Raw genomic sequence first — 20,192 nt, forward strand, 5'->3', positions numbered from 1 at the left:
CGTTCTCGAGCGACCGCTCGGTCGGCCACGCACCCGATCCGCTCCGCCGGCCTCGCGTGTCGCGCCGGCGCTACACCGCCGTGAGTCGTTCGGCCAGCGTCGTCGTCCGCTCAGTCAGCGTTTCGGTCGTCTCGGAGGCTCCCTGGAGTCGGTCGTTGATCGCCGTGAACAGTCCCTCGAACGCGAGGGTGCCGTCGTCTTTCCGCCACGCCGCCGTTTTGCGGGCCGCAAGCCCACAGGTCGCACACGACTCGCCCTCGAGCGACTCGAAACAGCCCTGACAGCGTTCGAGACCGATGGGAACGGTTTCGCTCAGTGCGACGACCTCGCGGAGGGTCGTCTGGAGGTCCGCCGCGGTGTCCGAAAACGCTGCGAGCGCGCGCCGGGTCGCCGGCTCGTAGCCCTCGTCGTCGAGCGCCGCGAGTCGCTCGAGTCGAGCGTCGACGACGGCGATGGCGAGCAGAATGTCGCGTCTGGTTCGGCGATACTCCGAGACCGAGTCGTCGACAGCGGCGTCGGTCCCCGTTTCGAGGGCGGACTCGAGGGTCGACGGAAGCGCCGTCGCCAGCGACGCGAAGTCGGCGACCGCCGAGATCGTCGTTCCCTGGAGGCGGGTGGTCTCCCGGACGAGGTGGAACAACTCGTCGGTCGCGATCGGCTCCGTCGAAGCCGGGCCCTCGAGCGTCTCGAAACAGTCGTCACAGACGGTGACGAGCGCACTCTCGTGGACCTGCCCCTCGAGAGGAACGTCGCCGACGGGGTAGGCTCGGAGCGTCGCCGGGGCGTCGTCGCCGTCGGTCCCGCAGTGGCGACACGTGAACGCGTCGCGGTCGAAAACGGACTCTCGGTCGGCACGCCAGTCGCGTGAAGTCACGGGCGAGCGAAGACAGCGCGACGACAAAAACGCTCCGACAGTCGCGCGGTCGACGCCCGTTGCTATCCCGTCCGGCGAGTGCGAAATATTAACACATGGTCGGCCGTACGGTCACCTATGAGCGACGCGCCGGACGACACGGACCGACTGGAGGAATCGGCCGCGGCCGACGGGGACGAGTTCGATCTCGAGCGCGCGTACGACCGCGCCGACCTCGCTGCCGTCTTCCGCGAGTTTGCAACCGCTTTCGAGTCCGGCCGCCCCGTCCGCCTGACCGGCGCGGACCGGACCGCACGGATCGCCGTCCCGGAGCGGGTCCTCGCCGAATTCGAGGCCGAGTACGCGTCCGACGCCGAGCCACCGATCGGCGAACTCGAACTCGAACTCGAACTCGAGTGGGACGACCCCGACGGCTCGAGCGTTCGCCTCTCCGATCTCGATTCGACCGCCGACACTGCCGAGTCCGCCGCAGCCGGCGGGACTGACGAAGCCGACGAGCGCGATACGGAGGCGGATCCGACGGCCGTCGACCCCGCGGCGGCGGTGATGCCCCTCGACGTGGGTGCGGACCACGACAGTGGCACGGACGGCGTCGAGACGGACGAGACGGGGGTGGCGACCGACGAGGGGACCGACCCATCGGACGACTCCGGCCGAACCAGTCGTTTCGAGGTCTACGAAGACAAGGCGGGCCAGTGGCGCTGGCGACTCGTCCACTGGAACGGGAACATCGTCGCCGACAGCGGCGAGGGGTACAGTTCGCGATCGAACGCCGAACGGGCGGCCCGGGGCGTCATGCGCAGCGCACCGACGGCGAGTATCCGGCGACTCGAGTAGACGCGCCGGCACGCCGCGGTGAACTACGGCCGAACGTCGTCGGCCTCGAGGTCCACGTCGAGCTCCGCGGAGTGGTCGACCCGTTCGTACTCGAGTACGGGCGTGGTCTCGTCGGGGACGGCGTTGTACTCCCGGAGGAACCCGACGATACCGCGCTTGCCGCCGAAATCACCGCGGTACTGCCGGAACAGTCGCGGGACCGTCGCGGTGTTTGTGGCGTCGTCGTAGGTGACGTTTTCCTCGAGGAACCATTCGATCGCGATGTCGAGTTCCTCGTCGACGTCTCGGGGTGAATAGACCGCGATCGGCGGGCAGTGCTCCGAGCTATGACCCAGCGCGAAGTGTATGCGCGGGTCACAGTCGGCGAGTCGGAACTCCCGTTCGAACGAGGAGGGGAACAGCCGGGGGAGGTAGCCAAAGCCCCACGGCTGCTTCGAACCGCGGAGTAGTCCGTGCTCGATGTCGTTGAGACTCAGCCAGACCCCGCCCACGGGGATCTGATCGCGCGCGAAGAACTTCCAGCTGTCGAGGAGCCCGCCCTCGCCCAGGTCGGGCTCTTCCTCCTCTAACAGCAACTGAGCGTAGGCGTTGTAGCAGTTGAGCCAGAAAGAGAGTTTCTCCTCACGACTGGCGAGCGCACGCTCTAGTTGCGATCGCTCGACCGACGCCAGACGCTCCCGCAGCGGGTCGGCGTCACCCTCGGTCTTGACCGTATACAGGAGATCGGCCGAGAGCGAAAGGGGATCGAGCTGGGTCGACATTCGGGCTGAAATTCACCGAGCAGGCTCTTGAATCCGTGTGACGAATTCACACGACAGTCCGGTGTGAAAACAGGTCCAAGCCGTGGTTTTATGCCGACGTGTTCGAAAATAAGCAGTGTGAATCTCAGCAAGGGGTTCCTCCTCGCGCTCATCGCTGTCTTTGCGTATCTCTCGTTGTTGCTCGTCCTCCCGTTTTCCCAGTACATCCTTGGTGCCATCCTCATCGCCTACGTCCTCTATCCCGTTCAGGAGCGCCTCGAGCGGCGCGTGTCGCCGGCGATTTCCGCCGGCGGCCTCGTCGCGCTCGCGATCGCCGGCTTCGTCGTCCCGCTTCTCGTCGTCGTCGCGGCGGTCGCCAGCGACGCCCGGCGACTCCTCAGGCAGGTCAACACCGACTCGCTCGAGATGGCCGAACTCGAGCGGGTGATCGAAGACCAGACCGGCTTGACCGTCGACCTGCCGTCGGTGCTTGCAGACGTTGCACAGAACATCGGGTCGGTAGTGCTCGGCCGTTCGACCGAGTGGTTCAGCGCGATCACCCACGTCCTGGTCGGGTTGGGACTCGCCGTCTTCCTGCTGTATTACCTTCTCAAGGACGGCAGCGATCTCCTGGCCTGGATGCGAGAGCTGACGCCGCTTCCGGACGACGTTCAGGACGACTTCTATCAGCGGCTGGACGAGGTCATGTGGGCCGTCCTCGCCGGACACGTCCTGATCGCGATCATCCAGGGGACCATCGCCGGATTCGGACTCCTCGCGACCGGCGTTCCCAACGCCGCGTTCTGGACGTTCGTCATGATCATCCTCTCGCTGATCCCGCTGATCGGGTCGTTCATGGTGTGGGGGCCGGCCGTGATCTACCTCGGACTGACCGGCGACCTCCTGCTCGCCGCCGGGCTGTTCGGATACAGCATGATCGTCGTCGGCCTCTCCGACGACTACCTCCGGCCGATCGTCGTCGATCGCTACGCCGAACTCAACCCCTCCGTCATCATTCTCGGGGTGCTCGGCGGCGTCTACGCGTTCGGCGTTATGGGGCTGTTCTACGGCCCCGTCGTCCTCGGCGCGCTGATCGCGACGCTATCGGTCATGAACGACCACTACGACCGCCTCGAGAACGACCCTGGAATGCAGTGACCGTCGAATCGCGGTCCTACTGTGGCTCCTGTGTCCCCGCGAGCAGTTCGTCGACGAGTCGCGTGAAGCGATCGACGAGTCGATCGGGAACCGTCGGCGTCACCGTCGTCAGTAGTCGCCCCGTCGCTTCGGGTGCCGCGAGCTCGAGGACGACGCGGTTGCGCTCGTCGTAGCGCTTCTCGACGAGGTCGTGGTCGACTAGGTGGTCGACGTGATACTCGAGCGTGCTCCGCGCGATGTCGAGGGCGTCGGTGATCGCTCCGGGGCCGGCCGGTTCGTGCTCGATCAGGTAGACGACGATCTCACGGGCGGTTTCCCGCCGAAACAGTGCCAGTGCGGCCCGCTCCCACTCGTCGTACGTCGGCGGGTAGTAGTGGGTTCGGCCGTAGAACTCCTCGCGGACGAGTCGTCCCTCCTCGCGCAGCCGACGGACGTGGTACTGGACCTGTCCCGGCGCGAAGTCGGACTCCCTGACGAGTTCATTGAAATGGACGCCGGCGTTCGCGCCGACGTGTGTCCGAATCCGTTCTCGAGTGTCAGTCATAGCTCACCCCTAGTTGAACGTACCCGTCGCTAGTGCCGTGGTGCATATAACGGGTTTCGCGCGTTCCCAGCCCCCGGGAACGGCGGCGACGGGCTCGCAGGCGAGCGCTGACGGCCGCTGTCGGTCGCGGCCTCGGTCGCTCGAGCGGGATGCGCGCGACTCTCCGATCGGCCGCCCACTCAGCCGTGCTACTCGTCCGAGCGACGCGTCTCGACGGCGGTCCCGGAGAGGTTGACCCACAGCATGCCTTCGCCCATCTCCTCGTAATCAAACGTCGCGCCGACGACGGCATCGGCACCGACCGCCTGCGCCTCGGCCTCGAGATCGGCGATCGCTTCCGTCCGTCCCGTCTCGATCTTCTTCTCGTAGGACCCGCTCCGGCCGCCGACGACGTCCCGGATGCCGGCGGCGATGTCGCTAACGATGTTCGCACCGATGACCGCTTCGCCCGAAATCACGCCGCGATACGCCGTGATCTCCCGTCCCTCGAGACTGTCCGTCGTCGTGATCGTCACGTCTGTGTCACTCATACGGGGGAGCGTACGCCCGGGTGAGGGATAAACAGTGAGTCGGAGTTACAACGTCAGCACATCGAAGTCGGATATATGTAGCCGCGTTCGGACTGGCTCGAGCCCGGTCGCTGCCGGTCGAGGAACACCGAAGCGAATAGGTGCGTGTCCGCCCCAGTATGGGTATCGATTCATGGTGCTTGCACTGTCGGTCACCAGCGAGTGGTTGGACCCCCAGCTCGCGCCAGTCCTCGTCTGCGTGATCACGCTCGCGGCGCTGGGAACGACGGTGTTGTTCGTCGCCGGCGTCGTCGCCTACTCTCGGCGTCGGACGTTGCGCTATCTGTTGATCACGGTGGTCCTGGGCGTACTCGTCGTCCGTTCGGTGACCGGGCTGGGGACCGTTCTCGGGCTCGTCCCGATGACGGTCCACCACCTCGTCGAGCACGGCTTCGACTTCCTGATCGCGGTGCTGGTCCTCTATGCGGTCTACCGGAGCGGGCCGACAAACGACACGCTCGCTACCGGCCCGGGCGATTCTCGTAACGACTGAGCCGACATCGATCCCATGCCCGTCGTTCGACCAGGGATGCAGCGACGTGCAGTGGTCGCTGGGACGCGCTCGAGCCGTCCGATCCGCGTCGATCGTGTCGGTCGTCGTGAGATATAAGGTTCCGGAGGGGCCGCTACCGGTATGTCAGTCCCCGACGCCGCGGCGACGGTGGCAGCCGTCGTCGACGAGATCCGCTCCGCAGTCGTCGCCGATCACACCGTCCTCGAGGAGATTACCGCCGGCGTGCTCGCCCGCGGGCACGTGTTGCTCGAGGACGTGCCCGGAACGGGCAAGACCCTCACTGCGCGGTCGTTCGCGACCGCGCTCGGCCTCGAATTCTCCCGCATCCAGTTCACGCCGGACCTGATGCCCGCCGACATCACCGGTTCGTACGTCTTCGAGGAGGAGACGGGTGAGTTCCACTTCACCCCGGGTCCGGTGTTCGCGAACGTCGTGCTGGCCGACGAGATCAATCGCGCGCCGCCGAAGACACAGTCCGCGCTGCTGGAAGCGATGGCGGAGGGGCAGGTGACCGTCGACGGCGACACTCACGAGCTTCCCAACCCGTTCGTCGTCATCGCGACGCAGAACCCGGTCGAGCAGGAGGGGACCTTCGAACTGCCGGAGGCCCAACGCGACCGCTTCATGATACAGACATCGCTCGGCTATCCCGATGCCGAGGGAACGCGCGAGCTGATCGACCGCCGGGCCGACCGCGACCGGCCGACTCCGACGGTCGAACCGGTCGTCGACCGGGAGCGAGTGCTCGAACTTCAGGCCGTTTCCGAGGAGATCGCCGTCGAGGGACCGGTTCGCGACTACATCGGCGCGGTCTGTCGGTCCACGCGGACCGACGGCCGCGTCGACGTCGGCGTCTCGCCCCGCGGCGTCCAGCGGCTGTTCGAAGTCAGTCGTGCCCGCGCCGTCCTCGAGGGCCGCGAGTACGTCGTCCCGGAAGACATCAAACGAATCGCCGGCCCCACGCTCGCCCATCGGCTCGTGTTGACTCCGGACGCAACCGTCGACGGCGTCTCGCGACGCGCGGTTATCGACGCCGTCCTCGAGCAGTGTGATGTCCCGGCGATGGACCCGCCGTCAACGGACTAAGACCCACGTTCCGCCCACGACTGCGGCCACGGCAACGATCACGCCCGCGGTCGCCGGGACCGACAGCGTCGGCGCGAGCACCGTCGCACCCGCCATCCCGAGCGCACCGACGAGAACGCCGACGGCCGCGACGCCGCCGCTCCAGCCGAGTCGTACGAGCTGTGGCCGGCGGGACGCCTCGGACCCGATCTCGCGGGCCAGCGTCCGTCCGTACCGACCGACATCGTACGCGAACAGCGCGGCCGCGATCGGGACGACCGTCGCCACTCCCGTCCGCCCCGTCTCGAGGCCGAGCGTCGCGGTGTCGACGCTTGCCCCGCTGACGACGCCGCCCGCGGCGAGCGCGGCCGCGACAGCGGTTTCGGGATTCGTGGCCTCGTTTCGTCCCACTACGCCCTCGTAGAGCCAAGCTGCAAGCCAGCCGACGCCGAGCGCGGCCGCCGCCGCGCCGAAGAGCGTCGCCACGGTCATCGCTTCGATGCCGCCGACGCCGATCACCGCCGCGAACGGCAGTCCCACGCCCGGCATCGAGCCGGCGACGATCGCGACCACGGCGTTCCGGCGGCCGTCGGTCTGTCTCCAGACACTTCGGATGACGACCGACACCGCGACGCCGAGGAGCGCCGCCCCCGTCACGGCCGCGAGCAGCCCGCGGACCGCGGCGCTGCCGGTGAGCGCTTCGACGACTGGCTCGAGTGCCGGGACGAACACCGACCCGACCGTGAGTATCGAGAGCCCGCCGATCGCGATCGCAGTTGCGACCCCGATGAGCTTCGCGAGTGCGTTTCTGCTCGCGGCGTACGAATCGTCTCTCGAGGGGACGGTAACCGCCGCCGGCGGGACGACGAGGAGGGCAGCCACGACTGCGACAGCGGCGACGACGAGCGCGACGAGCAGTCCGAAGACGCCGTCGCCGGTGAGCCACAGCGCCGCGATGAGCGCTGCCTGTGTCCCGCCCGCCGTATCAATACCGATCGCGACCAGCGCACTCCCGCCGGCGAGGACCGACGCACAGAGTGCGGCCCCGCCCGTTCGCATGAGTGCGGCCGCCGTCGGCTGGCCGACGACGACGCCGCAGACGGCGGTGGCAAGGGCCATCCCGATGACCGCCGAGAGACCGGCGACCGGCGTCCCCGTGAGCCCGACGGTCGCGACGCCGGCGAGGACGGCGATCGGTAGCAGCGCGGCCCCGAGCGCAACGCGGCGGTCGGAGCCGCCGACGGCCCTGATCGCGACTGCGAGACCGAGCCCGATCGGGACGCCGGCAGCGACGATCGGTTGGGAAACGGCGAGGGCGAGCGCACCCACGAGGGCGGCGAGCACGAGTCCCCGTGTGACGGTCGTCGGCAACCGGTCGTCGGGCGGGCTCATCGGGTCGCCACCTCCCCGCCGACAGTGCGAAGGACCGCGCCGAGCGGTCGCTCGCGGTCCCAGTCGAGGACCCGAGCGCCGGTCGCGCGGGCGCGAGCGAGTCGCGTCCCCCGCTCGAGAGCCGCCAGCCGCGTCGCGGTGTCGGCAGTGTCGGCGGTAACGTCCGGAGCGACGACGCGAACGCCGTACCCCCGCGCCCGAAGCGCCTCGACGAGCTCGAGCGGGTCGTCGTCGACGAACGAGGAAAACAGGTACACCTGGGCGTCACCGGGAAGCGACCGGAGGAGGGCGGTGGACGGATCGCCCGTCTGTGAGCGGGCGGCCGCGACGTAGCCGGGCACCCGCATCGCGTCCAGCAGGTCCGTCGCCTCCTGTCTCGTCGCGGGACCGGTTCCCGGTGGGACGCTCGTCAGCCCCTGCTCGTGGATGCCGACGATGCCGGTCGGATGGCCCGCGGCCACCAGCCTCTCGAACGCTCGCCCGGCGGCGTCGGCCGAGCGCTCGATCGCCGGCACCCGGTCGGTCGTCGCCGCGCGGAACTGGTTCGGCCGCGCGTCCACGATGCAGACGATCCGCGTCGACCGCTCGGCGCGGTACTCGACGGTCGCCAACTCCCGCGTGCCGGCGTACCGCCGCCAATCGATCGCGCGTACCGGATCGCCCGGCTCGTACTCGCGAACGGCGTAGAACTCGAGGCCGCTGCCGCCCTCGTCGGTGGGCACTTCGCCCGCGTACTCGTTCGTCCCGTCGCCGGGCGGTACCGTCTCGACCGGTGGCGAACAGTGGACCGCATCGTCGCCCTCGACGCCCGCCGTCCAGGTGTCGGTGATCGTGCCGGTGAGATCGCGCGTTCGCACCGTCGCGTCGCCGAACGCGTGCTCGCCCCGCCGGAGTTCGACCTCGTACTCGAGTGTCGCCGTTTCGAGGGGCTCGAGCGTCTCGCAAGCGCGCGGCGAACCGGAGACGACCGGCAACGCGTCCGGAACGCCGTCGACGACGCGTAGATCGACGAGCGTCTCCGAGCCGTCGTTTCGGACGGTCGTTCGCACGGTCGCGGTAGCTCCCGGACTGGCGGTTATCTGTTCTTCGCCCTCGTCGGATCGAGACGCCTCGTCGGCGTCGACGCCCTCGCTCGAGGCGTCGTGAACCGTCACGCGGCGACGGACGCGGACCAGCGCCGAGCGATCGCTTCCCAGGACGTCCGCGGCGACGTACCACAGCGGGAGCGTGGCGGCGGCGACGAGGAGTTGACTCCCGACGGTGATGCCCAGTCCAGCGAGCGCGACCGTCGCGGCGACGGCCCAGTCGCTGTCCGCGACCCGGTCGACGGTTCGATCCGTCATCGATCCACCTCCTCGTTCCGCGCCGTCCCGTCGTCGATCCGCTCGATCGCCGCGAGCGTGCGACGGACGCGGCGGTGATACGCCGCCCCGGGGTCGACTGCGGCTCGCAACCGTTCGCGGGGCGGTTGGGGCAGGTTCTCGGCCAGGAACGCGGCGGCGACCGGATCGTCGGTCCACGTTCCCGTGCGAACGGCCTCCCGGGCCGCGTCGGCCGCGAGGCCGCGTTTCGTCGTGACGACGCGAACCGCTCCGTCGACGAGTCGTCGGCGTACGGTCGCGGCCGATTCGTTTCGCCGACAGCGGTATCGACCCGCCCCGGCGGCGCGGAGGGTCCGTGCCGTCTCGCGACCGACCGGGTGCTCGGTCGCGGTGGTCGCCGCTTCCGGCGGCGGCCCCGCGAGTAGCTGCGAGCTGTCCGACCGGTCGGCGGTCCGTATCCACCAGCACGCGCCGACGGCGAGCACGGCCCCGATCGCTGGAAACAGCGCCGCGAACGGATACAGTAACACGGTGAGGGTCTGGACGGGCGGCAGAAAGCCGGCGAAGACCACCGCACCAACCGCCAGGGCGGCCCCGGCACCGACGATACCCACCGCGATCACCTCCGGATGGATCGCCTCGAGTTGGCCCAGCAGTCGCCGCCACGGCCCCGGTGACGAGCGCCGACTCATTCGGATCCCTCCTCGTCGGGATCGTGATCGAGCAGTTCACGGACCGTCGCGCGCGCTGCCGCCACTCGATCCGGAGACGCCTCGCGACCGCCGTATTCGACGTCGCGAACGATCGCGACCAGCTGTCCCACGTTCTCGGCCGGGAACCCGGCGGCGAGCGCGTCGCGGGCCACTTCACCGGGGGTCGCCGTCTCGCGGTCGTCCACCTCGAGTCGATCGAGGAACGCGTGCCATGCCGCGCGGATCTCGGCGCGAGGTCCGCGGGGCGCGATCGGGGCAGTCGCGAGGTCGGGGCCGTCGTCGTCGGGCTCGTTCGACGCGTCGGACTCGTCGTCGCGCGTTCCGAACACGGCCGCGAGCACCGATCCGTCGCTGCCACTCGACGACCGACTGAGCAACCCCAGTGACCCGAGCGACGGGAGGGTCACGAACGCGCGGCCAATCGACGAGAGGTCCGGCCGGAGCGATGGGAACTCGCGCCTGCTCCCGCCGAACTCGAGGCACGGCAGCGAGATCGTCGGCAGTGATACCGACGGCCACCCGAACTGGCCGATGCCGCTCACGAGCGCGCCGAGCGCGTCGGCCAGCGCCCCGAACAAGTCCGCGAGCGCGACGAACAGATCGGTCGCCCCGCCCGCGCGTCCCCGTTCAGCGTTTGCAACCAGTCGGAAATAGGTCACGATGCCGCCGATGACGAACCCGGGGACGAACACGACGACCGCCGTCAGCCGGAGATAGAGGTTTCCGACGGTCGCCGTCGCGCGCTCCTCGCCGACCGCGACCGTGACGGTCGCCTCGTCGTCGATCGGCAGCCAGACGTGAGTCCGCCCACCGCTGCCGGTCGTCCCCGTCCCGCCACTCTCGAGGGAGACCGTCGCGTTCGAAACGCCCGCTCCGTCGGCGGACACCTGGACGGGAGCGGGCGAGCCAGGGAATAGGAACGGCGAGACGAACTCGATCCGCGGCTCGTCGACATCGACGGTCCGAGTGCCCGTTACCGGACCGCGTGCGACGCCCAGATCGACCGGGCCGGCGGTCTCCGGCAGCCTTACTGCGGCGTCGCCGTCCTCGTCCGTCATCCCGACGGCGTCCCCGTCGAGGGTCACCGTGGCGTTGGCCACCGGTGTCTCTCCGACCATCGCTTCCAACTCGAGGTCGCGGGCCGGTGCCGCCCCGCCGTGCGTCGTGATCGTTACGTCGGTCGCCACGTCGACGGTCCGCGAGCGGTTGTCCTCGGGAACCGCGACGGTCATCTCCTCGGCGTACGGCACGGTGACCGACGTGTGTCCGAACCTGTTGACCTCCGTGACGGGCTCGCCGTTCACCGTAAGCGTCTTCCCCGACGCAAATCCGCTAAAGCCGACATCGACCGTCACGTCGTTCCCCGGCTCGATCGCCCCGTCGATCTCGATCCCGTCCGTCGGCTGTGGCTCGTTGTCCGATTCGTTCCCGTCCACCCGCGGCGTCGTGCTGAAATTCGGCCGATCTTCCAACGCCTCCCAGTCGCCGGCGACCGGGTCTCCGCCGCCGCCAGTGCCGGGATTCTCGAGTCGCGGATCGGCCGCGGGAAGAGCGGTCGCCACCGCGAGCAGGCAACACAGGCAGCCGATGACGAACAGGAGTCGGCGCGCCCGGGTCACGCTCGGTCCCTCCGTTCGGCCGCCATCTCGGAGAGTCGCCGGACGCGGTCGTCGACGGGCGGATGTGTCGCGGAGCCGTCGTCGTCGACCGGCCCCGGTGGCGTGGCGGCCTCGAGCCACGAGGCCACGCGCTCGCGACGACGGGCGTCGGTCGTCGGCCGTCCGATCCGGGGCAGCGACGACGTGTCCGCGCCCGTTACGGGGTCCGTGGGGACGATACACAGCGCGCGAGTTTTGGCGGTTCGGAGGTCCGTCTCGGGCGTCCCGGTCGTCTCGGAGAGGGTCACCAGCGCGCTCGCGAGGGCCATCGGGTCGCCGGTGATCCGGGCGGCTGCGGCGTCCGCGGCGAACTCCCGGCTCCGCGAGAGCGTGCGCGTCGCCCAGTCGGCGACGGCGGGGAACACCCACAGTAACGGCGCGACGAAGACGTACGTCAGCGCCACCAGCGGGAGGAACCAGTACAGCGCGATCCGGCCGCCGTCCGACAGGTCGCGCGGTTCGGCCAGCGCGCGGCGGGCGAGCCGCGCCGCGTGGTACGCTCGATCGGCGATCTCCAGAAACAGCGTCGTGATCGTCATCAGCGTCACGTCACGGTTGGCGACGTGGGCGATTTCGTGGGCCAATACGGCCTCGAGTTCGTCGGCGTCGAGACGGTCGACCAGCCCCGTCGTGACGACGATCGTCGCGTCGGTGAGCCGGCCGACGGTGTAACAACTCGCCGTCTCGTCGGCGACGACGCGGACGGCCGGCTCCGGAATATCGGTTCGCATCGCCAGCCGTCGGACCGTTCGGGCGACGGCGTGGTCCCCGCCGCCGGTGCTGCCGTGGGTCCCGGCGAGAACGCGCTGGTAGCCGTAATACGTCTGTGCGGCGAGGAAGCCGCCGATCAGTACCAGCGCCGTAAGCCACGAGACCGGCAACTGAACGAGATCGAGTTCGACGGTCCCATGCTGGAGGAAGACGATCGTCCCGCCGACGAGCCCCGGTACCAGGACGCCGTACGCCCACAGCAATGCGAGGACGAACACGCCTGTAACCGCGACGAACACGCCGAGGACGGCACCGATACGCAGGCGAAGGGTCATGGAGGGCGCTCGGTCGAATTCCGTCCTACGGGATCAAAAATTTTCCCCGAACGTTTCGGTCGGGTATTGTCTTTCGCCTCGATCGACTGCTCGGCCGCCGCGACCGTCGCTCTCGAGGACTGCCGGTCGATCGACCACCGACTCATCGCCGTCGGAACGGTCGCGGGGCCGCAATGGGGACCGTCCATAGGCTGTCTATCCGAACGGTACCGTGGCGCTGACAAACATTTAATTCGCGCGAGGCTATAGCGCTAAGTATGGTCGAATCCCTCGTGGGGAACGTGCCGCTCCTGCTCTTGGTCGTTGGTCTCGTGTTGATGGTGCTCGAGGCCATTTCACCGGGAGCCCACCTCATCGTTATCGGGATCGCCCTGGTCGGTGCGGGGTTGATCGGCGTCCTCTTTCCGAGCCCGCTTAGCCCCCTCATCTTGGCGGGTCTCACCCTCGCCATCGGGCTCGCGGCGGCGTACGTCTACAACGAGTTCGACTTCTACGGCGGGAAAGGAACCGCTCGGACGACGGATTCGGATTCGCTGTCCGGTGTGACGGGCTATGTCACCGAGACGGTCACGACCCGCAGCGGCGAAGTCAAACTCGAGGAGGGCGGGTTCGCCCCCTACTACAGCGCGCGGACGACCGGCGGGACGATCGAGGAGGGAGCGGAGATCATCGTCATCGATCCCGGGGGCGGGAACGTCCTGACGGTCGAATCCGTCAACGCGATCGGCGAGGACGAAATCGATCGCGCGCTCGCACGTGACGAGGCGACGAAGAGCGCCGATCGGGAGGCTGCGGACGGCGGCGGCGGCGGCGAATCCATCTCCGACCCGGACCCCGAGACCGAAACGGAAACCGAAAACTCGGGGTGAGAAACGCGAGCGGCACCCAAATGTTGTCGAAATAAGGGAACGCTTTTCTCCCCACCGCCGTAAGGCCGAAATATGGTGGTCCAACTGTTTCCAATGCAAACCGCCGGCGGTACGCTGTTGCTCGTCGGTGCTCTCGTCCTCGTCGTCGTCATCGTCGCGTTGCTCAGCGCGATCGAAATCGTCGATGCGTACGAGAAACGCGCCCTGACCGTCTTCGGTGAGTACCGCAAACTGCTCGAGCCGGGGATCAATTTCGTCCCGCCGTTCGTCTCGAACACGTACGCGTTCGACATGCGTACCCAGACGCTGGACGTGCCCCGCCAGGAAGCGATCACCCGCGACAACTCGCCGGTGACCGCCGACGCCGTCGTCTACATCAAAGTGATGGACGCCAAGAAGGCGTTCCTGCAGGTCGACGACTACAAGCGCGCCGTCTCGAACCTCGCCCAGACGACGCTCCGTGCCGTGCTGGGTGACATGGAACTCGACGACACGCTGAACAAGCGCCAGGAAATCAACGCTCGCATCCGCGAGGAACTCGACGAACCCACCGACGAGTGGGGGATCCGCGTCGAAAGCGTCGAAGTTCGCGAGGTCAACCCCTCGAAGGACGTCCAGCGCGCGATGGAGCAACAGACCTCCGCCGAGCGGAAACGCCGCGCGATGATTCTCGAGGCACAGGGTGAACGCCGCAGTGCCGTCGAGAAAGCGGAAGGTGACAAACAGAGCGAGATCATCCGCGCCCAGGGTGAAAAGCAGAGCCAGATCCTCGAAGCACAGGGTGACGCGATCTCGACCGTCCTGCGCGCCCGTTCGGCCGAATCGATGGGCGAACGCGCGGTCATCGACAAGGGGATGGAGACGCTGGCCGACATCGGCCAGGGCGAGTCGACGACGTTCGTCATGCCCCAGGAACTCACCTCGCTGGTCGGCCGCTACGGCAAGCACCTCTCGGGCNGACATCGGCCAGGGCGAGTCGACGACGTTCGTCATGCCCCAGGAACTCACCTCGCTGGTCGGCCGCTACGGCAAGCACCTCTCGGGCAGCGATGTCGAGGCGGACGGCCACGAACTCGAGAGCCGCGAGTTCGACGACGAGACGCGCGAACTGATCGGCCTGGACGACATCGCCGAGATCATCGGCGAGATCGACCAGGAAGCGGACATGGACGTCGAAGCGATGGAACAGGAAGCCCAGGCGATCAAGGAGGGGAAGGACCCGGCCGAGATCTCCGACCCTGACGAAGTCATCGAGGAGATGGATCAGGACTTCCAGGGGGAGGCCGACGGCGGCACCGAACTGTCGGCCGACGCGGACGAGTCGTCCACGGGCGACTGATCGATCGGTCGGCGACAGTACCGACGCGTTCACGGCTTCATTTTTCGTTCGACGGACGCACAACCCGGGTAACGGATCGGTTACCACGCTCGGTAGTAGCCTACTAATCGATTCTAGTCGGTGCACAACGGGGAGCGAAACCTGTTTTACGGGTCGCCACATTGTGGGCGGTAGGTAGCTATGACATCGCCCGATGGGGTCGACGACGACAAACGAGCGACCCTGCGCCGATTCGCCGCCCTCGGTGCTGCGTCTCCGTTGGTCGGCCGCGCGGACGCAGCGGCCGCTGACACGGGCGAAAGCGACGCGCGCGACGCGATTGCGGGCTATCTCTCGACGACGCCCGGCGCGCACTTCTCCAAGATCCGCGACGACCTCCGACTCGGGACTGGCGAGACCCAACACCACTTGCGGCGACTCGAGGACATCGGTGCGATCGAGCGCTATCGCGACGGCGACTACAAGCGGTTCGTTACCGCCGGCCGGTTCGACGATTTCGAGAAGCGGGCCCTGGGATATCTCCGCCGGGAGACGCCCCGCGGCATGCTGATCGAACTCCTCTTGAACTCCGAGACCACTGCTGGCGACCTCGCCGTGGCTCTCGACGTCTCGGCACCGACGGTGAGCAAGTACGCCGGCGAACTCGAGGAGGCCGGCCTGCTCTCCCGGGACGACGGTTACGCGGTCGAACGGCCGGAAACGGTGCTGGTGTTGGTCGTCCGCCACGCGGATTCGTTCGGCGACCGGGCTCAAGCGCTCGCTCGAGACGCGGATCAGTTCCTCACCTATGAGGGGTAAGCGGTCGTCTCCCGCTGTAAGATCGTCTTACTTCGATACGACGAGGGAGACCACGTCGGCCAGCGACTCGAGTTCGTGTGTCGCGTTTCGCAGTCGCTCCCGGTCGCGGTTGTGTGGCCGTCGGAGGAACGCAGTCTCGAGGCCGGCTGCTCGGCCGGCCGTTACGTCCGTTGGGGAATCGCCGACGTAGATGCCGTCGGTGACGCCGAGGGCGTCGAGCGCGTCGTCGATATAGTACGGATCGGGTTTGCGCCGCTCGTAGCCCTCGAACGTGGGGTCTCGACCGCGGACGACGTCGAAGTCGAACCCGACGTAGTCGGCGACGAACGCAGCGGTCTCGTGGCGGTTGTTGGTGACGAGGCCGATCGTCGTCCGGTCGCCGAGGTCGCGAATCGCATCGATATCGTCGTAGGTGCCGCGCTCCCCCGACCGGAGCCGGTCGTGGGTTCCCTCCGAGGCGTACGCTTCTTTCAGTTCCCAGAACTGTTCGGGATCGATTCCAAGGTCGCGACAGTGCGGTTTGATCCGTTCGTACTCGTGAGTGCGAACGTCGCGACGCTGGTCCGGCGTCGGGTCGGCCCCCAGATCGGCGAGCGCTGCGTCGGCGGCGTCGGCGTACACCTGGGGATCGGTCCGCGGCCCCTCGAGGATGACGCCATCCATATCGAACAGTACCGTCGTCATAGCCTGATACTGGGGCTCGTGAGAAAAGAGCGTTCGGCGTTGCGACGGCCGTCGCTGGCTCCACCTGACGATCGGTAAAACACGAGCAGCGTGCACCGCGTCGCGGCCAGGGGGTTACGTATCGACTTTCCAGGTCGTGCTCGAGGAGTAGCCCCATTTCTCGATCTCGATATCGTAGTCGCCTTCCTGCAGGGCGGTGATGTTCGAGCCGACCTCTTTGGCCGTCATACCGAGTTCCTGGCCGATCAGGCGGGATTTGAAGTATGTCTTCGTCGCCGCGTTGTTCCGGAGATACTCCAGAATCCGCCGTTGTTTGCTCGTGAGGTCGGGGGCCATTGCAGTGCTCATACACGACCGGACGATAGGAATACCCTTAGGGGGTTTGGTACGCGCGGTTAACCCGCCGCCGTCATGCGCTTTCCGCCGGGAGTAAGAGACGAATAACAGGGCGGAAAGCTTTCGTTGGTACGACCGGTTAATATATCCTGGTCTGTGAGTGTCGTTTGTTCGTGACCGTCTCGGACGCCGAGTTACGACCGGCTGGTTCGGGTGTCGTTCGGCATCCCCGGTGACGATCAGTCGTCGGTGTCGTAGTAGTCCGTGACGAACGGTCCGAACGCGGACGCAACGGCCTCGCCGAGTGCGTGCGTTCGGTTCGTCAACCCGTCCGTGAGTACGCCTGCAGCGCCGTCGGCCTCGGCGATCCCGTCGGTACCGAGGCGATCATCCATTACCGGCCCCAGTTCGGCCCCGTCGGCGACCCGCTCCGCGATCCCGTCGGGGAGACGCACCGTCGGCCCACCGCCACGCGCCGTTCGGTCACCGTCCGTCACGGCTCCCCACATGATCAGCGACAGTCCCGGCGTCCCGTCCAGCCGAGCGACGCCGCCCTCGAGCCCCACCCCGTAGTCGGCGTCGGTCGCCGCGAGCGCTCGCCGGGCGCGGTTCTCCGCGCCAGTGACGGTCTCCTCGATCGACCGCGGCTGTTCGGCGACGCCGGACGCCACGTCGACGGCGGTCACGGTCGGCTCGTAGCGCTCGAGCGTTCGTTCGACCGCGTCGATCTTGACGGGATTCGTGCTTCCGACTGCGAGTTCCATACCGGTCGTTCGGCGGATGCTGATTTGGGGTCTGCGTTTCCGACCGGTTTCATTGCTTCAATGTTTCTATCCATCATGCTCTTTCGACCGAATTACTGGTTTTCGCGGGATATGGGACCGAGATTCCGAAACCCTTAACCCTCGAGTCTCTGAACGTGGGAGGTAACGGAACCGTCCGGGCTTTTGCGATCGGTTCGGCCGGGCAGCAATTGCCATCGTATGACTAACGCACCATCGAACACGAGAGTACGACGTAGCGAACCCGAAACGAACGAACAGGAGACCGAAAGCGAGGAGCAGGACCTGGTCTGTCCCGAGTGTGCGGGTAATCTCGTCGTCGACGACGAACACGGCGAGACCGTCTGTGAGGACTGTGGGCTGGTCGTCGAGGAGGATTCCGTCGACCGCGGCCCCGAGTGGCGCGCGTTCGACGCCGCCGAGAAAAACGAGAAGTCCCGCGTGGGTGCGCCCACGACGAATACGATGCACGACAAGGGGCTCTCGACGAACATCGACTGGCGAAACAAGGACGCCTACGGCAACTCGCTTGGCTCGCGCCAACGCGAGAAGATGCAGCGCCTGCGCAAGTGGAACGAGCGCTTCCGGACCCGCGACTCCAAGGAGCGCAACCTCAAACAGGCGCTGGGCGAGATCGACCGCATGGCCTCTGCGCTGGGTCTGCCCACGAACGTCCGCGAAACGGCCAGCGTCATTTACCGCCGCGCGCTCGACGAGGACCTCCTCCCCGGCCGCTCCATCGAGGGCGTCTCGACGGCCTGTGTCTACGCCGCTGCCCGTCAGGCCGGCGTCCCCCGAAGCCTCGACGAGATCGCCGACGTCTCCCGCGTCGAGAAAAACGAGATCGCACGCACCTACCGCTACGTGGTCCGCGAGCTCGGACTCGAGGTCCAGCCGGCCGATCCCGAGAGCTACGTCCCCCGGTTCGCCTCGGGACTGGAACTCTCCGACGAGGCCGAACACCGTGCGCGCTCGCTGCTCCAGAACGCCAAGGAAAAGGGCGTCCACAGCGGCAAATCGCCGGTCGGCCTCGCGGCCGCCGCGGTGTACGCCGCCGCACTGCTGACCAACGAGAAGACCACCCAGGCCGCCGTCTCCGACGTCGCCGACATCTCCGAAGTCACGATCCGCAACCGCTATCACGAACTCCTCGAGGCCGAGGAGACTATCGGGATGGCCTAAGGACGGCGCTCGCCACACGGTACTCGCCGGACCGATATCGTTTTTGCCGCGCTCGCTCGCAGTTGGTCCCAATGGGACTCCAGTTCGACTCGTTCGTCCTCGCAGCGTCGACGGCCGCGCTCGCCGACGAGCCCGCGGCCCGCGAGCACGCCGACGCGATCGAATTCCGCATGGATCTGGCCGACGAGCCCCTGGCCGCGCTCGAGGCCTACGACGGCGAGTTGCCGATTCTGGCGACCAACCGGGCCGAGTGGGAGGGTGGGGAGGCCCCGGCCAAGGGGCGACTCGAGGCGCTCGCCGAGGCGACCGCGGTCGACGCCGTCGCGGCGATCGATCTCGAACTCGAGTCGATTCTGGACGGGGCAGCGGCGGCAGTACTCGAGACCGCCCGCGACCGGGGCGTCTCGATCGTCGCGTCGACCCACGACTTCGAGGGCACCCCGTCTCGGGACGCGATGGTGCAGACGTTGACGGAGGCGAGCACGTACGCCGATGTCGCGAAACTGGCCGTCACGGCCGAGTCGACGGCCGACACGCTCGCCTTGCTCTCGGCGACGGAGCAGGTGACCGCTCGCGGGGAGCCCGTCGCGACGATGGCGATGGGCGATGCTGGACGTCACACGCGGGCCGTTGCCCCGGTGTATGGGTCGAAAATCGGGTACGCGCCCGTCGATCCGGCCGATGCGACCGCGCCCGGACAGTACGATCTCGAGACGCTGGCGGGGCTGGTGACACGACTCGGCTGAGAGAAAAATAACGAGAATCGGAATGTTAAGGGCGACCGATCCCTACGGTTTCTATATACAATGACATGGTTCCGTGCGCTCCTCGCCGCTGGTCTCTCGGTGATCATGCCGGGTGCAGGCCACGTCCTCGTTCGGGACTGGCTCCGCGCCGCCCTCTTTGCCGGCCTCTTCCTGTCTGTTAGTGCCGTCTTCCTGCCGATCGAGCAGTTGACCGCCGTCGGACCGATAACGAGTGTCAGCGATGTCAATGCGTACGCGGATGTCATGGCCGAAGAGACGGACGTGATCGCACAGTTTTTCCTCTCGTTTATCTCCCTGTTCGCCGCGATCGACGCGACCTTTCGTGCGCTCGGTTACTCGCCCGGCGGCACCGGCGGCGCTGAGGGGCCGACCTGTCCCGAGTGCGGAAAAGAAATCGACGAGGACCTGCAGTTCTGTCACTGGTGTACGACGCGGCTCGAACCGGCGGAGCCCGAGTCGGAGACGAACGACGCCTGACTCCCCTGTCTCGGCTGGCGACCTTACTTCTCGATGATGTTCTCCTCGACGGCCTCGCCGAAGTGACGAGCCGTGTCCTCGTAGTACAGCAGGATCTCGTCACCCGATTCGAGGTCCGTCACCGCTTTGCGCCCCGCCGCCGAGGCGACCTTGATTGTCTCGGCGTTCTGGAGGAGGGTTTCGACCCGATCCCCGCTCTCGGTCTCGAGAGCGACCCGGAACATCGGGCGTTGCTCGATCTTGACGCGGCCGACGATGGCCTCGCGAGTGTTGCCCTCGAGGTCGACGACCTGAACCTCGTCGCCGCTCTGGAGCTCCGAGAGGTACTTGGTGCCGCCGTCGGGCGTGCGGACGTAGGCGTGGACCGCGCCCGCGTTGACCCGGAACGGGCGGGACGCGACGTAGGGCGATTCAGCGGTTTCGCCGTGGACGAAGACCAGTCCGCGGGCCATCGAACCCACGAGCATTCCCTCGTCGTGGTCGAGTAAGGTGCCGGTGTCGACGCAGACGCTGTCTCTTATACACA

At 67.4% G+C, this 20,192-nt stretch carries 22 protein-coding genes and 1 pseudogene; 10 read left to right on the forward strand and 13 right to left on the reverse strand.

Annotated features, from left to right (window positions below):
* Positions 1-70: 70 nt before the first annotated feature.
* Positions 71-874, reverse strand: a complete 804-nt coding sequence (locus C486_RS13560) for an HNH endonuclease (RefSeq protein WP_008457061.1) — start codon at positions 872-874, stop codon at positions 71-73.
* A 117-nt stretch (positions 875-991) separates the two neighbouring features.
* On the opposite strand from C486_RS13560, the gene C486_RS13565 reads away from it, so the two are divergent.
* Positions 992-1,711 (forward strand): amphi-Trp domain-containing protein, encoded by a 720-nt coding sequence (locus tag C486_RS13565; RefSeq protein ID WP_008457062.1) that lies wholly within the window; start codon positions 992-994, stop codon positions 1,709-1,711.
* Between the two features lie 23 nt (positions 1,712-1,734).
* Here C486_RS13565 and C486_RS13570 read toward each other — a convergent pair whose 3' ends face one another.
* Positions 1,735-2,472 carry a DUF547 domain-containing protein gene (locus C486_RS13570; RefSeq protein ID WP_008457064.1) on the reverse strand — a complete coding sequence of 246 codons (738 nt, stop codon included), beginning with the start codon at positions 2,470-2,472 and terminating at the stop codon, positions 1,735-1,737.
* Positions 2,473-2,589: 117 nt separating this feature from the next.
* On the opposite strand from C486_RS13570, the gene C486_RS13575 reads away from it, so the two are divergent.
* Positions 2,590-3,609, forward strand: a complete 1,020-nt coding sequence (locus tag C486_RS13575; protein WP_008457066.1) for an AI-2E family transporter — start codon at positions 2,590-2,592, stop codon at positions 3,607-3,609.
* A gap of 16 nt (positions 3,610-3,625) precedes the next feature.
* On the opposite strand, the gene C486_RS13580 is transcribed toward C486_RS13575, so the two are convergent.
* A complete protein-coding gene (locus tag C486_RS13580; RefSeq protein WP_008457068.1) occupies positions 3,626-4,153 on the reverse strand; it encodes a winged helix-turn-helix transcriptional regulator in 528 nt (175 codons plus the stop codon).
* A 188-nt stretch (positions 4,154-4,341) separates the two neighbouring features.
* Positions 4,342-4,683, reverse strand: coding sequence for a YbjQ family protein (locus C486_RS13585; protein ID WP_008457070.1), 342 nt, complete (start codon positions 4,681-4,683; stop codon positions 4,342-4,344).
* A 172-nt stretch (positions 4,684-4,855) separates the two neighbouring features.
* Between C486_RS13585 and C486_RS13590 the strand changes: the two genes are divergently transcribed.
* Both C486_RS13590 and C486_RS13595 read left to right on the forward strand, forming a co-directional pair.
* Complete coding sequence (locus tag C486_RS13590) at positions 4,856-5,215, forward strand: DUF7471 family protein (RefSeq protein WP_008457072.1); 360 nt, start codon at positions 4,856-4,858, stop codon at positions 5,213-5,215.
* A 141-nt stretch (positions 5,216-5,356) separates the two neighbouring features.
* Positions 5,357-6,322, forward strand: a complete 966-nt coding sequence (locus C486_RS13595) for an AAA family ATPase (protein WP_008457074.1) — start codon at positions 5,357-5,359, stop codon at positions 6,320-6,322.
* On the opposite strand, the gene C486_RS13600 is transcribed toward C486_RS13595, so the two are convergent.
* Genes C486_RS13600 through C486_RS13620 form a run of 5 tightly spaced genes read right to left on the reverse strand, consistent with a single transcriptional unit; the run spans position 6,311 to position 12,432 of the window.
* Positions 6,311-7,693: a hypothetical protein gene (locus C486_RS13600; RefSeq protein WP_008457075.1), complete on the reverse strand. Its 1,383-nt coding sequence runs from the start codon at positions 7,691-7,693 to the stop codon at positions 6,311-6,313. The two genes, C486_RS13595 and C486_RS13600, sit on opposite strands and share 12 nt — an antisense overlap.
* On the reverse strand, positions 7,690-9,036 hold the full coding sequence (locus tag C486_RS13605) for a DUF58 domain-containing protein (protein ID WP_008457078.1): 1,347 nt from the start codon (positions 9,034-9,036) through the stop codon (positions 7,690-7,692). Before C486_RS13605 ends, C486_RS13600 begins: the two co-directional genes overlap by 4 nt.
* Positions 9,033-9,707, reverse strand: coding sequence for a DUF7269 family protein (locus C486_RS13610; protein ID WP_008457079.1), 675 nt, complete (start codon positions 9,705-9,707; stop codon positions 9,033-9,035). Before C486_RS13610 ends, C486_RS13605 begins: the two co-directional genes overlap by 4 nt.
* Positions 9,704-11,347: a DUF4129 domain-containing protein gene (locus tag C486_RS13615; RefSeq protein ID WP_008457080.1), complete on the reverse strand. Its 1,644-nt coding sequence runs from the start codon at positions 11,345-11,347 to the stop codon at positions 9,704-9,706. The genes C486_RS13610 and C486_RS13615 overlap by 4 nt, the downstream gene beginning before the upstream one ends.
* Entirely contained in the window at positions 11,344-12,432 is a 1,089-nt protein-coding gene (locus tag C486_RS13620; RefSeq protein WP_008457081.1) for a M48 family metalloprotease, read from the reverse strand. The genes C486_RS13615 and C486_RS13620 overlap by 4 nt, the downstream gene beginning before the upstream one ends.
* A 257-nt stretch (positions 12,433-12,689) precedes the next feature.
* Between C486_RS13620 and C486_RS13625 the strand changes: the two genes are divergently transcribed.
* The 3 genes and pseudogenes from C486_RS13625 (at position 12,690) to C486_RS13635 (ending at position 15,438) form a co-directional block, all read left to right on the forward strand.
* A complete protein-coding gene (locus C486_RS13625) occupies positions 12,690-13,301 on the forward strand; it encodes an NfeD family protein (protein ID WP_008457082.1) in 612 nt (203 codons plus the stop codon).
* Positions 13,302-13,373: 72 nt separating this feature from the next.
* Positions 13,374-14,640 (forward strand): annotated as a pseudogene (locus C486_RS13630) (SPFH domain-containing protein).
* Between the two features lie 180 nt (positions 14,641-14,820).
* Positions 14,821-15,438, forward strand: a complete 618-nt coding sequence (locus C486_RS13635) for a winged helix-turn-helix transcriptional regulator (protein ID WP_008457084.1) — start codon at positions 14,821-14,823, stop codon at positions 15,436-15,438.
* 27 nt (positions 15,439-15,465) lie between these two features.
* Here the strand turns inward: C486_RS13635 and C486_RS13640 are convergent, their stop codons facing one another.
* From C486_RS13640 to yjjX, 3 genes are all read right to left on the reverse strand, one after another.
* Entirely contained in the window at positions 15,466-16,122 is a 657-nt protein-coding gene (locus C486_RS13640) for an HAD family hydrolase (protein WP_008457085.1), read from the reverse strand.
* A gap of 114 nt (positions 16,123-16,236) precedes the next feature.
* Positions 16,237-16,458: a DUF7123 family protein gene (locus C486_RS13645; protein WP_008457086.1), complete on the reverse strand. Its 222-nt coding sequence runs from the start codon at positions 16,456-16,458 to the stop codon at positions 16,237-16,239.
* A gap of 239 nt (positions 16,459-16,697) precedes the next feature.
* Complete coding sequence (gene yjjX, locus C486_RS13650) at positions 16,698-17,222, reverse strand: inosine/xanthosine triphosphatase (protein ID WP_008457088.1); 525 nt, start codon at positions 17,220-17,222, stop codon at positions 16,698-16,700.
* Between the two features lie 219 nt (positions 17,223-17,441).
* On the opposite strand from yjjX, the gene C486_RS13655 reads away from it, so the two are divergent.
* The 3 genes from C486_RS13655 (at position 17,442) to C486_RS13665 (ending at position 19,666) form a co-directional block, all read left to right on the forward strand.
* Positions 17,442-18,422 carry a transcription initiation factor IIB gene (locus tag C486_RS13655; protein WP_008457090.1) on the forward strand — a complete coding sequence of 327 codons (981 nt, stop codon included), beginning with the start codon at positions 17,442-17,444 and terminating at the stop codon, positions 18,420-18,422.
* A gap of 71 nt (positions 18,423-18,493) precedes the next feature.
* Positions 18,494-19,168, forward strand: coding sequence for a type I 3-dehydroquinate dehydratase (locus tag C486_RS13660; protein ID WP_008457092.1), 675 nt, complete (start codon positions 18,494-18,496; stop codon positions 19,166-19,168).
* Between the two features lie 60 nt (positions 19,169-19,228).
* A complete protein-coding gene (locus tag C486_RS13665) occupies positions 19,229-19,666 on the forward strand; it encodes a zinc ribbon domain-containing protein (protein WP_008457094.1) in 438 nt (145 codons plus the stop codon).
* A 23-nt stretch (positions 19,667-19,689) separates the two neighbouring features.
* Here C486_RS13665 and C486_RS13670 read toward each other — a convergent pair.
* Positions 19,690-20,192 (reverse strand): 3-dehydroquinate synthase (locus C486_RS13670; protein WP_008457095.1); only part of this gene is annotated, 503 nt, incomplete at its 5' end.

It is taken from the genome of Natrinema gari JCM 14663 (genome assembly GCF_000337175.1).
Lineage (GTDB): Archaea > Halobacteriota > Halobacteria > Halobacteriales > Natrialbaceae > Natrinema > Natrinema gari.

What these genes read in the sequence shown, in the direction of transcription:
- C486_RS13590 (WP_008457072.1), top strand. Translation starts at nt 4,856, where the DNA reads ATGGTGCTTGCACTGTCGGTCACCAGCGAGTGGTTGGACCCCCAGCTC.
- C486_RS13660 (WP_008457092.1), top strand. Translation starts at nt 18,494, where the DNA reads ATGGGACTCCAGTTCGACTCGTTCGTCCTCGCAGCGTCGACGGCCGCG.
- C486_RS13645 (WP_008457086.1), bottom strand. Translation starts at nt 16,458, where the DNA reads ATGGCCCCCGACCTCACGAGCAAACAACGGCGGATTCTGGAGTATCTC.
- C486_RS13570 (WP_008457064.1), bottom strand. Translation starts at nt 2,472, where the DNA reads ATGTCGACCCAGCTCGATCCCCTTTCGCTCTCGGCCGATCTCCTGTAT.
- C486_RS13585 (WP_008457070.1), bottom strand. Translation starts at nt 4,683, where the DNA reads ATGAGTGACACAGACGTGACGATCACGACGACGGACAGTCTCGAGGGA.
- C486_RS13655 (WP_008457090.1), top strand. Translation starts at nt 17,442, where the DNA reads ATGACTAACGCACCATCGAACACGAGAGTACGACGTAGCGAACCCGAA.
- C486_RS13635 (WP_008457084.1), top strand. Translation starts at nt 14,821, where the DNA reads ATGACATCGCCCGATGGGGTCGACGACGACAAACGAGCGACCCTGCGC.
- C486_RS13580 (WP_008457068.1), bottom strand. Translation starts at nt 4,153, where the DNA reads ATGACTGACACTCGAGAACGGATTCGGACACACGTCGGCGCGAACGCC.
- C486_RS13600 (WP_008457075.1), bottom strand. Translation starts at nt 7,693, where the DNA reads ATGAGCCCGCCCGACGACCGGTTGCCGACGACCGTCACACGGGGACTC.
- C486_RS13605 (WP_008457078.1), bottom strand. Translation starts at nt 9,036, where the DNA reads ATGACGGATCGAACCGTCGACCGGGTCGCGGACAGCGACTGGGCCGTC.
- C486_RS13565 (WP_008457062.1), top strand. Translation starts at nt 992, where the DNA reads ATGAGCGACGCGCCGGACGACACGGACCGACTGGAGGAATCGGCCGCG.
- C486_RS13665 (WP_008457094.1), top strand. Translation starts at nt 19,229, where the DNA reads ATGACATGGTTCCGTGCGCTCCTCGCCGCTGGTCTCTCGGTGATCATG.
- yjjX (WP_008457088.1), bottom strand. Translation starts at nt 17,222, where the DNA reads ATGGAACTCGCAGTCGGAAGCACGAATCCCGTCAAGATCGACGCGGTC.
- C486_RS13640 (WP_008457085.1), bottom strand. Translation starts at nt 16,122, where the DNA reads ATGACGACGGTACTGTTCGATATGGATGGCGTCATCCTCGAGGGGCCG.
- C486_RS13625 (WP_008457082.1), top strand. Translation starts at nt 12,690, where the DNA reads ATGGTCGAATCCCTCGTGGGGAACGTGCCGCTCCTGCTCTTGGTCGTT.
- C486_RS13620 (WP_008457081.1), bottom strand. Translation starts at nt 12,432, where the DNA reads ATGACCCTTCGCCTGCGTATCGGTGCCGTCCTCGGCGTGTTCGTCGCG.
- C486_RS13610 (WP_008457079.1), bottom strand. Translation starts at nt 9,707, where the DNA reads ATGAGTCGGCGCTCGTCACCGGGGCCGTGGCGGCGACTGCTGGGCCAA.
- C486_RS13595 (WP_008457074.1), top strand. Translation starts at nt 5,357, where the DNA reads ATGTCAGTCCCCGACGCCGCGGCGACGGTGGCAGCCGTCGTCGACGAG.